The organism is Collinsella sp. AF33-16, assembly GCF_003475325.1.
Classification (GTDB): Bacteria; Actinomycetota; Coriobacteriia; order Coriobacteriales; family Coriobacteriaceae; genus Collinsella.
Genome location: NZ_QRQC01000001.1, coordinates 43,492 through 55,337 on the forward strand (window position 1 = coordinate 43,492; position 11,846 = coordinate 55,337).

The window sequence follows — 11,846 nt, forward strand, 5'->3', positions numbered from 1 at the left end:
GGCGGCGTGACGTCGCATCTGGGTCGTGCGGCGCCACGCGTCGGATTTGGGTTGGGGCTACTTGTGCGCTTTGCCCTGATTGGCCACGGCGTCGATCTTGGCGGCGATGGTCGCCGGGTCGCCGATGTAGCGCTTGTCGAGGACATTGAAATCGGTATCGAAGGTGTAGACGAGCGGCACGCCGGTGGGGATGTTGACCTTGAGGATCTCCTCGGGCGTGAGGTGCTCGAGCTTCATGACGAGTGAGCGCAGGGAGTTGCCGTGTGCGGCGATGAGTACGCGCTTGCCGGCGAGCATCTGGGGGCGAATCTCGTCTTCGAAATAGGGCCAGGCGCGGGCGATCGTGTCCTTGAGGCATTCGGTATAGGGCAGCTGATCGGGCGCGACATCACGGTATTGCTCCTGGGTGTGGGGATCGCGCGCGTCGTTCGGCTCGAGTGCCGGCGGGCAGATATCGAAGGAGCGGCGCCAGATGAGCACCTGCTCGTCGCCGTGCTCCGCCGCGGCATCGGCCTTGTTGAGACCCTGCAACGCTCCGTAGTGGCGCTCGTTGAGCTTCCAGGATTTGATGACGGGCAGCCACTCGCGATCCATTTGGCCGAGCACGATGTTGAGGGTGTGGATCGCGCGCTTGAGGCGCGAAGTGTAGCAGACGTCAAAGTCGAAACCGGCTTCTTTGAGGGCTCGACCGCCTGCTGCGGCTTCTTCGCGGCCCGTGTCGGTGAGCTCAACATCGGTCCAGCCGGTGAACAGGTTGAGCTTGTTCCACTCGGACTCTCCGTGACGGATGAGGACGAGTTGCATCGTCTGCTGGTCTGCTTGGTGCGCCATAGGGGCCTCCTTGATCTGGCACGGTGTGCGTGCCGTTTGCTTGACGCCGCAAAGGATACCCGTTTTAGGCTTAAAAGTTAACCAAGACTAACAAAATTGTTGTATTTGAATGGGATGGTGAAGGGGGGCTGCCGAAATGTCTCGATCTGTAACAACTAGGGATGGAAATTGGGCCTAGGTGTTACAGATCAAGACAGGAAGAAATGGTCCTATGGAAAATCTCGATCTGTAACAGCTGACCGCCAAAACCGGCCCTTCATGTTACAGATTGAGATGTTTGAAGTGGTGAGCTAACAGGCCGAACTTGGGGCCTATGTTGTCGCCCTTGAGGTCGGCGGTGTCCACTCGTAGGGCGTGCGTTACGCGATTGTTTCGAAACGGGTGGGAAACACAACGGGCCGACGATGCTCCTACTATGCCTATTCAACTGACTGTCTAAATATCTAGGGGAGGATCGCGATGCAGGCAGATTCCGCTCAGCAGCAGGGCCTTTATCGCCCCGAATTCGACCACGATGCATGTGGCATCGGCGCGCTTGCCGATATCAACGGTGAGCGCCATCACCAGATTCTGGACGACGCACTGTCCATTCTGGTCAACTTGGAGCACCGCGGCGGCACGGGACTCGAGAAGAATACCGGCGATGGCGCTGGCATCCTGTTCCAGGTTCCGCATCACTTTTTCCGTAAAGAGGCTCAAAAGTGCGGTCAGATTCTGCCGGCAGAGGGCGACTATGGCGTGGCCATGCTGTTCTTCCCGCAGGACGACAAGGGCGTAGAGGATGCCCGCCGCGTGTTTGAGGAGGGCTGTGCCGAGGCCGGCGTGCCGCTGCTCTTTTGGCGCGAGGTGCCCGTCGACCCGCACGACCTGGGCGAGACGGCCCGCGCCTGCATGCCCACTATCCTGCAGGCCTTCCTGGGCCGTCCGGACGACACGCCCGCCGGCGATGCCTTTGAGCGTCGCCTGTACGTGTGCCGCCGCACCATCGAAAAGAAGGCCGATGCCGAGTTTGCCCTGCGAGACAAGATCTTCTACGTGTGCTCCATGAGCTCGCGCACCATCGTGTACAAGGGCATGCTGGTCGCCACGCAGATGCGCCGCTTCTTCATCGACCTCAACGACGCCGCCGTCAAAACGGCCGTGGCGCTCGTCCACTCGCGCTACTCCACCAACACCACGCCCAGCTGGGAGCGTGCGCACCCCAACCGCTTTATCATCCATAACGGCGAGATCAACACCCTCAAGGGCAACGTCAACTGGATTCGCGCCCGCGAACCCAACCTGTACAGCCCCGTGCTGCAGCACGATCTTGAGCGCGTGATGCCCATCATCAACCGCGAGGGTTCCGACTCCGCGATTCTGGACAACGTGCTCGAATTCTTGGTCATGAACGGTCGCCCGCTCACGCGTGCCGCGTCCATGTTGCTGCCCGAGCCGTGGGACCACAACGATAGCCTGAGTGAGGAGCGCCGCGCCTACGACGCTTACCAGTCCATGCTCATGGAGCCCTGGGACGGCCCGGCGGCCATCGCCTTTACCGACGGTCGCACGCTGGGCGCCGCCCTCGACCGCAACGGCTTGCGCCCCGCCCGCTACTACGTGACGCGCGATGGCCGCTTTATGCTGGCAAGCGAGGTGGGCACCATCGAGGTGAGCCCCGAGAACATCCTGACGAGCGGCTGCCTGGGACCGGGCCAGATGCTCGAGGTCGATTTTGCCCGCGGCCGCGTGATCTACAACGACGAGCTGCGCGCCCGCTATGCCAAGGAGAAGCCCTACCGCGACTGGATTGCCGAGGAGACACTGACCGTCGACGCGCTCGATGAGCCCGCCGCGCCCGCGCCCGCCGAGGATGCCGAGGTGCCCGCCGCCGTGCGCATGGCCAAGCTCGGCTATCACTGGGATGATGTTGACGAGGTCGTGCGCCCCATGGCCCAGCAGGGCAAGGCCCCGCTCGCCTCGATGGGTATCGATGCGCCGTTGGCCTGCCTGTCCAAGAAGACGCGTTCGTTCTTTGACTACTTCTATCAGCTGTTCGCTCAGGTCACGAATCCTCCGATCGATGCCCTGCGCGAGCACATGGTGACTTCGACCACGCTCTACCTGGGCAACCACGGCAACCTGCTCGAGGATTCCCGCACGGCCTGTCAGCTGGTGCGCTTGGAGCGCCCATTGCTCAACGAGGAAGAGCTCGAGCATATCTGTGCCATCGACCGTGTTGGCTTTAAGACCCGTCGTTTCCGTGCCGTCTACCGCCGCGATGCCGGCGAGGGCGCGCTGCAGGCTGCGCTCAAACAGCTTGCCGAGGACGTTGAGGCTGCGGTCCGCGACGGCGTGAACATTGTGGTGTTGAGCGATCGTGCCGCTGCGGGCGAGGTGCCCGTGCCGTCGCTGCTCGCCGTGGGCTGTGTGCACAACCACCTGATTCGCGCTGGCGTGCGTACCTTTGCCGACATCGTGGTGGAGTGCGGCGACGCCGTGTCCCCGCACGACTTTGCGGCACTGGTGGGCTACTCCGCGAGCGGCATCTATCCGTACAACGCACATGCGTGCATCCGCGATCTGGCGGCACGCGGCGACCTGGACGTGACGGCCGAGCAGGGCATCGCCAACTACAACAAGGCTGCGACCGCCGGTATCGTCTCCATCATGTCCAAGATGGGCATCTCCACGGTGCAGAGCTACCATTCGGCGCAGATCTTCGAGGCCGTGGGCTTTACGCCGGAGTTCGTCAACGCGTACTTCGCCGGCACGGTGAGCCGTGTGGGCGGTATGGGTGTCGAGGACGTTGAGTGCGAGCAAAACGAGCGCTACGACGCCGCGCTCGCTATCCTTAAGAGCCCGGCTCCCGATCAGCTGCCCACACTGGGTCTGACCAAGTGGCGCCCGCTCGGCGGCGAGGATCACCTCATCGATCCGCAGACTGTCTACTTGCTGCAGACCGCCTGCCGTGAGGACAGCTACGACACCTTTAAGGAGTACAGCGCCCGCCTGCACCGCACCGGCCGCGCCGTGCGCCTGCGCGACCTGCTGGACTTTGATGCCAGCGGTCGCACTCCGGTGGCACTCGACGAGGTCGAACCCGCACTCAACATCGTCCGCCGCTTTAACACCGGCGCCATGTCGTATGGCTCCATCAGCAAAGAGGCGCACGAGTGCATGGCCATCGCCATGAACCGCCTGCACGGCCGTTCCAACTCCGGCGAGGGCGGTGAGGACCCGCGTCGCGAGACCCCGCTGGCTAACGGTGATTCCAAGAACTCCGCGATCAAGCAGGTGGCAAGTGCGCGCTTTGGCGTGACGAGCCGCTACCTGTGCAGCGCCTTCGAGATTCAGATCAAGATGGCCCAGGGCGCCAAGCCCGGCGAGGGTGGCCACCTGCCCGGCAAGAAGGTCTACCCCTGGATTGCCGAGGTCCGTCAGTCTACGCCCGGCATCGGCCTGATCTCGCCTCCGCCGCATCACGACATCTACTCCATCGAAGACCTGGCCGAGCTCATCTTTGACCTTAAGAACGCCAACCCTGGCGCACGCGTGTCGGTCAAGCTGGTCAGCGAGGCCGGCGTCGGCACCATCGCCACCGGTGTGGCCAAGGGCGCTGCCGACAAGATCTTGATCAGCGGCCACAATGGCGGCTCGGGTGCCGCTGCTCGCGATTCGATCTGGCACGCCGGTCTGCCGCTGGAGCTTGGCCTTGCCGAGGCCCAGCAGACGCTGCTGCAAAACGGCCTGCGCTCGCGCGTGGTGCTCGAGGCCGACGGCAAGCTCATGGACGGCACCGATGTTGCCGTCGCCTGCCTGCTGGGCGCCGAGGAGTTTGGCTTTGCGACCATGCCGCTCATCTCGATGGGCTGCCTCATGCAGCGCGACTGCCAGCAGGATACCTGCCCCGCCGGCATCGCCACGCAAAACTGCCGCCTGCGTCGCGGCTTCCGCGGCAAGCCCGAACACGTCGAGCACTTTATGCTCTTTGTTGCCGAGCAACTGCGCGAGGTCATGGCGAGCCTGGGCTTCCGCACCGTCGACGAGATGGTCGGCCATCCCGAGTGCTTGCGCCAGATTGAGGTCCCGGGCAACCGTAAGGCCAACCTGCTCGATCTGTCGCCCGTGCTGGCGAGCGCGACCTGCGAGTTCGGTGCCCATATCCCGGGTGCCGACGGTCGTCACTTCCTGCCGCAGATGGCCGCGGACAGCGAGCTCGACAAGACGCTCGACTCCACGCTGTTCGTGCCCTATACGGCCGATGCCCGTGCGCACCTGCGTCCGATTCGCTTCCGCGCCGATATCGCCAACGTCAACCGTTGCGTGGGCACCATCCTGGGCAACGCGGTGACCAAGGCACATCCCGAGGGCTTGCCCGCCGGCTCCATCACCGTCGATTGCGATGGTTCGGCCGGTCAGAGCTTTGGCGCGTTCCTGCCGCGCGGCATTACGCTCAACGTGTGCGGCGACGCCAACGACTACTTTGGAAAGGGCCTTTCGGGCGGCGAGGTGTCGGTGCGCCCCAACCCGCATGCGACCTACAAGTTCGACGAGAACATCATCGTGGGCAACGTTGCGTTCTTTGGCGCCACGAGCGGCCGCGGCTTCATTAACGGTCTGGCAGGCCAGCGCTTTGGCGTGCGCAACTCCGGTGCCACCGTGGTGGTCGAGGGCTGCGGCAACCATGGCTGCGAGTACATGACGGGCGGTCTGGCGCTCATCTTGGGCGAGGTCGGGCAGAACTTCGCCGCCGGTATGACGGGTGGCGTGGCCTATGTCTTTGACCAGTACGGCACGCTCAGTGCCCGCGTGAACCACGAGAGCGTGGAGCTCAAGGCCCCGACGGCCGGCGAGCTGGCACAGATTCGCGAGCTCATCCAGGAGCACGTGGACGCGACGCAGAGCCCGCGCGGCATCAAGCTGCTCTACAGCTTTGAGACGATGAGCAAGCACTTCGTGAAGGTCATTCCGACCGAGTACGAGCGTGTGCTGGCGATTGTCGCCGCCGCCGAGGCCGTCGGCAAGACGCATGCGCAGGCAGAGGAGCTGGCGTTTGACATCGTGACCGGTCGCGCGAGCGCTGCGGATCTCGCTCGCTTCGATGCTGCGGGCGGTGCTGCGGGCGCTGCGTCCGTGGCTGCCAGCCCTGTTGCTTCGACCAAGAAGGAGGCGTAAGTGCCATGGGTAAGCCCGGTGCTTTTCTTGATATCGATCGCGTGACCCACGAGCTGCGTCCCGTGGAGGAGCGCAGTCATGATTTTGATCCCCTGTATGTGGAGCTCGATGACGACGCACGTCGCGCCCAGGCGAGCCGCTGCATGATGTGCGGCGTGGCGTTTTGCCAGATGGGCGCGAGCTTTGGCAAGGCACGTCCGAGCGGCTGCCCGCTGCACAACTTGATTCCCGAGTGGAACGAGCTGGTGTACCGCGGCCGCTGGGACGAGGCTGCCGAGCGTCTGTCGCTCACCTCGCCCATGCCCGAGTTCACGAGTCGTGTGTGCCCGGCGCTGTGCGAGGCCGCGTGCAACCTGGGTTCGGTCGATGGCCAGCCCACGACGATCCATGACAACGAACGTGCGATCAGCGACCACGAATGGGCAAATGGCGGTCCGCGTCGCTTTGAGCCGGCGGGGGAGGACGCGCCCTCGGTCGCCGTGGTTGGTTCTGGCCCGGCTGGCCTGGTGGCTGCGTGGGAGCTCGCGCGTCGCGGTGCCCGCGTGACGGTGTTTGAGCGTGACGACCGCCCGGGCGGCCTGCTCATGTACGGCATTCCCAACATGAAGCTCGAGAAGTCCGTGGTCGAGCGTCGCGTGGCGCTCATGCGCGAGCTGGGTATCGTCTTTGAGCTGAGCGCCGATGTGACGGACCCTGCGGTGGCAGCCAAGCTCAATGGCTTTGACGCCGTTGTGGTGGCTGCTGGTGCTCGTGCGCCCCGCGGTCTTTCGGCTACGAATGTGGATGCCCCGGGCGTGGTGTATGCCGTGGATTACCTGACGGCTTCGACTGTGTCGGTACTCGACGGCGGCGAGCCCGCTATTGACGCGCGCGGCCTAGACGTTGTGGTCATTGGCGGTGGCGATACGGGCAACGACTGCGTGGGTACCGCCGTACGTCAGGGCGCGCGCAGCGTGCGTCAGTTTGAGTTCTTGCCGGCGGCGCCCGATAAGCGTACGGCGAGCAACCCCTGGCCGCAGTGGCCCAATGTGAAGAAGACCGACTATGGCCAGCAAGAGGCCATTGCCGCCATGGGTGGCGAGATGCGCGCCTGGGGTGTGGATACCCTCGAGGTGTTGCTGGACAAGAAGGGCGCGGCCGCGGGTCTGCGCGTAGTCGATCTAGATTGGTCGGCCGGCAAGCCCGAACGCATTGCGGGCTCCGAGCACGAGGTGCCGGCGCAGCTGGTGCTCATCGCCTGTGGCTTTACGGGTCCCGAGCATGGCGTGTTCGATGTGGTGAGCGTGCCTGTTGCCACCGCTGGTCGTCCGCTGCCGGTGATGGCTGCCGAGGGCTCGCACCTCGCGGCCCGCGTGGATGGCGTTGCTGCGGATGCCGCGCCGGTGTATGTGGCCGGCGACGCCCGCAACGGCAGCTCGCTCGTGGTGAGTGCCATGGCCGATGCCCTCGCCTGCGCTGCCGAGGTTGCCGAGGCACTGGAACTGTAAAGTAGTCACGGAGATATTCAACAATCGAATCGGCAAGGGCTGTCCCTAACTGCCGGCACAAAAGGAACGTCCCTAAGTGCCGACAGTTAGGGACGTTCCTTTTGTGCCGGCATTCGGGGACACTCCTTGCGGATTTGCGAGCAGTTTGCTCGTTTGTCGACGTGCGGGTGTTCATTTGTCGACTTCTTGGGCTGTGGTCACCTGTTGTTTCTGTGGTGGCTGCGGGCATCTGGCTCAAAAGGGCGGGTTGGCCGTCTATGTTTGCCTGCGGTTTTGTTGCGGTGCGCATTTTCGGTCAAGCTTTTCGTCAAGTGTTTGGTCAGCATCTGGTTTGCAGCCGGAGGCCTATTTTGCCCGCGCTGGTCGTGGCTGCCCACCCTCCTCGTAAGCTCAAATTGAGGTCCATCAGTTTGAGGAGGATGCCATGACTGACCACGCTTTTGACCGAGCAGAGCTTGCTGAAGCCGTCGGCAACGATATTGCCGACATGGCTCACTTTTGGATGCTGCGGAAGTTTCAATTCCTGGAGCCGGCACGCGAACAGTTCGAGGTCATTGTCGACCCGTGGCTCAGCTATTGCGAGGGGCCTTCTCAAAACGAAATCATGGCCTACAACATGGCGTTTACCGATTGGCTGCTGTTTGAGCGCCCCTATCGCCATGGCAAAACGCTGCTCGAGCTATATGTTGACGAGCCGCCGGCATCGCTTTCGCCTGCCTCGCTCAAGCGGCTCGAGCAGGTACGCGACACGCAGTATTTCTCGCGCTTTGGCATTTTGGACAAGAATCCTGCGTCCGGCATGGTCGTGCTGAAGGACACGCGCACCGATCATCGCTTTGATGTCTACGACCCGCATATCGTGCAGAAGGAGCATTGGAACGACGGCGCGATTGCGGTGCGCCTCGCCTGCGTCGACGATGTCTGGCTTACGGCGGGACAGCTCTACCTGTATGACATCGCGCGCCTGAACGACACGGCGGTCGACGGACCGGGTGCGGTGCATCCCGAGGATCTGCAGGACGGCTTTGACACCTCGTGCATCAGCTTCTTCTTGCGTCTGGTCCGCGACATCATGGGCGCCCAGGGGCGGTACGTAAAGTCCCTCAACATCTACGAACAGGAATGGGGGTAGAGGATGGGCGGTTGTCGCCTGCCTTGCCTTCTGCCCTTTTGTCTCGATCTGTAACGTTTGGGGACAAAAACCAGTCTATCTGTTACAGATCGAGACGAATGCTTGGGCGCCGCTGGTTTGTCTAAATCTGTAACGTTTAGGGGCCTGGAGAACGTCTTACTGGTACAGATCGAGACGTTTGGCACCTGGCTGGGGGGGGGATGTCTCAATCTGTAACATCTACAGTCCAAAAATCGGTCTTCCTGTTACAGGTCGAAACGTTTGTCGGCGGAGGCAACGGTGACGATGGTCCATTTGTCCGATGTGGTGGTGATGGAAGTGTCTAATACCGTTTTCAAGCACAAGCATACGACTCGCAACACGTTGGCGCGGAATAGGATGCTCGCGCGACTCACGGAGGCGACCGAGCAAGGTGCGCTGCTCGCAACGCATGACAATGCCGAGCTCATGTGGCTGCGGCGTCATGTTGGAACCGACGATATCGCGGAACCCGAGCCGTATTTGTTCTGCTTTCAACATGATTGGGGTGTGCTGACGCCGGCGGAGCGAACGCTGCGTACCATCAAAGGGCTTGCAGAGTTTCATCCCGATTGGGCGTTTTGGGGCTATGACGCGGCGCTTTTGTGGGGTCTGGAGGTGCCGAATGATCTGCTTGGGTCGCGTTTTCTTGTTAAGACGGGTTGTTCGGTGGCGTTGAGCGGCGGGTGCAGGTTGTTGCGTCCGCAGATGGCGGGCGCACTCGAGCATGTTGATGGCGTGCGGGTGACGTCGTTTTGGCGCACGGTGGAGGATTGCCTACTGCGTGCGCCGTTCTCCTACGGGTTGGCGATTGCCGATTCTGCACTGCGGGCGAAAGGCGTATCACGTGGGGATTTGTGCGAGCGCCTCCGCGCCGATTGCGAGGGCAGGCGAGGGTATCGCAGGGCACAGGTGATTGCGTCGTATGCGGACGGGCTGTTTGAAAACGGCGGCGAGTCTCGGTTCCGAGCATTCTTTATTGCGTACGGCTTTCCGGTTCCGGAGCTGCAGGTGGAGTTTCGCGACCCGCTCGATCCGAGCCAGGTGTTTCGCGTCGACTATTTTTGGCGGCTCGAGGACGGGACGTGTGTCATCGGCGAGCTCGACGGAAAGGGGAAGTACACCTTGCAGAGCGGCGAGGGTCGGGAGTCGGTTGACCCATTCGTGGCAGAGCGTCAGCGGGAATCTCATCTGACAATGCTCGGGCATAAGGTGCTTCGGTTTACGTTTAACGAACTCAAGAACCCGGGGAACCTGGCTGAAAAGATGAGACTGGCGGGAATTCCACAGCGGGCCGATCTGGCTGAGGAATGGAAGCGTCAGTGGTATGGGTGCTAAGGGGTGCAACTGACGCGAATGTGGTTGTTCCTGCCGAGTTTGTCTCGATCTGTAACAACAAGGGGCCGTTTGGCCTCGTAGCTGTTACAGATCGAGACAGAAGGTTGGCTGCCGCTAAAAGATCTCAATCTGTAACATCTAGAGGCCGAAAACCTGTCTAACTGTTACAGATTTAGACGTTTGACGACAGGGCTGGAGAATATCTTAATCTGTAACATCTAACGGCCAAAAACCGCTCTAACTGTTACAGATCGAGACAAAGGTTGGACGCGGTGCCGAAAGATCTCGATCTGTAACATCTGGCTGCTAAAACCCGGTCTACCTGTTACAGATCTAGACATTTCCCGGATGTCGCTGGGATGGGACTGCAATGCATTCCGTTCTCCGTGTCTCATCCTTTCTCCGTTAACCGATATGTCCGCAGCAACCCTGCCGCACTGGGTGATAATGGACAAATGTTCAAGTTAATCGTGAGGGAGGAGCTCGATATGGCATCTGCCGATCGTTCCACGTTGTTTATCAATGCGACCATTCTGGACGGTTCGGAGCATATGGAGCCGCAACCCGATATGGCCGTGACTGTTGAGCGCGGCGTCATCACCTGGATGGGGCCGAGTGCTGTGGCGCAGGCGCCCGCGGGTGCCGAGGTCATCGATCTGGCAGGGGCGTATCTCATGCCCGGTCTCATCAATATGCACGCGCACCTGTGCGGCTCGGGCAAGCCTGTCTCGGCCGGCGATGCGGGAGCGCTGATGAAGAAGCTCGATAATCCCGTGGGGCGTGCCATCGTCCGCCGCATCCTCAAGGGCAGTGCCCAGCAGCAGCTGGCAAGCGGCGTGACCACGGTGCGCGGCGCGGGCGACCCGCTGTTTGCCGACATTGCCGTGCGCGACGCTATCGACGCCGGCAAGTATCAGGGTCCGCGCCTGGTAGCGCCGGGAACGGGCGTCACGGTGCCGGGTGGCCATGGCGCGGGCTTGTTCGCCCAGGTGGCCAACAGCCCCGTCGAGGTAGCCGAGCAGGTGCGAGACCTGTATGCGCGCGGCGCCGACGTCATTAAGCTGTTCGTAACGGGCGGTGTGTTCGATGCGACCGAGGTGGGCGAGCCGGGCGTGCTGCGTATGCCGGTGGAGGTTGCCGCGGCGGCGTGCAAGGCGGCGCACGAGGTGGGCCTGCCGGTTATGGCTCATGTCGAGAGCACCGAGGGCGTGAAGGCCGCGCTTGAGGCCGGGGTCGACACGATCGAGCACGGTGCCCCGATGACGCCCGAGATCCTGGAGCTGTACCGTGGCGCCGCGGGCACGCAGCTCGAGGGACGTGCGCCCAGCGTTACCTGCACGATCAGCCCGGCGCTGCCGTTTGTGTTGCTCGATCCGGGGAAGACCCATTCGACTGACACGCAAAAGAAGAACGGCGACATCGTGTGCTCGGGCATTATCGAGAGTGCTCGTGCGGCGCTGGAAGCTGGCGTTAAGGTGGGCCTTGGCACAGATTCGAGCTGCCCGTTCGTGACGCAGTACGACATGTGGCGTGAGGTTGCCTATTTTGCCAAGTATGTCGGTGTGAGCAACGCCTTCGCGCTGCATACGGCTACGCAAGTCAACGCCGAGCTGCTGGGGCTGGGCGGCGAGACCGGTGCGATCGAGTGCGGCAAGGCCGCCGATATCCTGGTGACGCGCAAGAATCCGCTCGATGACCTGTGCGCTCTGCGTGAGCCGATACATGTGATGTGTCGCGGTGATCTGGTACGCAAGCTCAAGGTAAAGCGTATTCCCGAGGTGGACGCCGAGCTCGACGCGATTATGGCCATGCCGGCCGAGGCGCTGGCCGAGGAGCTCGCCCGCGACGGTGTGGCATAGGTGTGACAAAGGTGTAGCTCCGTT

General features: G+C 62.3%; 6 protein-coding genes. 5 read left to right on the forward strand and 1 reads right to left on the reverse strand.

The features are described 5' to 3' along the window. Window positions 1-57: 57 nt before the first annotated feature. Complete coding sequence (gpmA, locus tag DWZ52_RS00215) at window positions 58-804, reverse strand: 2,3-diphosphoglycerate-dependent phosphoglycerate mutase (RefSeq protein WP_192934503.1); 747 nt, start codon at window positions 802-804, stop codon at window positions 58-60. A 486-nt stretch (window positions 805-1,290) separates the two neighbouring features. Here gpmA and gltB point away from each other — a divergent pair, with 486 nt between their 5' ends. From gltB to DWZ52_RS00240, 5 genes are all read left to right on the forward strand, one after another. Beyond that, complete coding sequence (gltB, locus tag DWZ52_RS00220) at window positions 1,291-5,988, forward strand: glutamate synthase large subunit (RefSeq protein ID WP_117639822.1); 4,698 nt, start codon at window positions 1,291-1,293, stop codon at window positions 5,986-5,988. 5 nt (window positions 5,989-5,993) lie between these two features. Continuing rightward, window positions 5,994-7,475, forward strand: a complete 1,482-nt coding sequence (locus DWZ52_RS00225; protein WP_117639820.1) for a glutamate synthase subunit beta — start codon at window positions 5,994-5,996, stop codon at window positions 7,473-7,475. A 424-nt stretch (window positions 7,476-7,899) separates the two neighbouring features. Beyond that, the gene (locus DWZ52_RS00230; RefSeq protein WP_117639818.1) at window positions 7,900-8,607 is read left to right on the forward strand and encodes a hypothetical protein; all 708 of its coding nucleotides are present in this window, start codon (window positions 7,900-7,902) and stop codon (window positions 8,605-8,607) included. 279 nt (window positions 8,608-8,886) lie between these two features. Next, a complete protein-coding gene (locus tag DWZ52_RS00235) occupies window positions 8,887-9,963 on the forward strand; it encodes a hypothetical protein (protein ID WP_147349596.1) in 1,077 nt (358 codons plus the stop codon). Window positions 9,964-10,451: 488 nt separating this feature from the next. Then, window positions 10,452-11,822, forward strand: a complete 1,371-nt coding sequence (locus DWZ52_RS00240; RefSeq protein WP_233547222.1) for an amidohydrolase family protein — start codon at window positions 10,452-10,454, stop codon at window positions 11,820-11,822. Window positions 11,823-11,846: the final 24 nt, after the last annotated feature.

Excerpts from the sequence above, each read along its gene's own strand:
- DWZ52_RS00230 (WP_117639818.1), top strand. The coding sequence starts at position 7,900 with ATGACTGACCACGCTTTTGACCGAGCAGAGCTTGCTGAAGCCGTCGGC.
- DWZ52_RS00240 (WP_233547222.1), top strand. The coding sequence starts at position 10,452 with ATGGCATCTGCCGATCGTTCCACGTTGTTTATCAATGCGACCATTCTG.
- gpmA (WP_192934503.1), bottom strand. The coding sequence starts at position 804 with ATGCAACTCGTCCTCATCCGTCACGGAGAGTCCGAGTGGAACAAGCTC.
- gltB (WP_117639822.1), top strand. The coding sequence starts at position 1,291 with ATGCAGGCAGATTCCGCTCAGCAGCAGGGCCTTTATCGCCCCGAATTC.
- DWZ52_RS00225 (WP_117639820.1), top strand. The coding sequence starts at position 5,994 with ATGGGTAAGCCCGGTGCTTTTCTTGATATCGATCGCGTGACCCACGAG.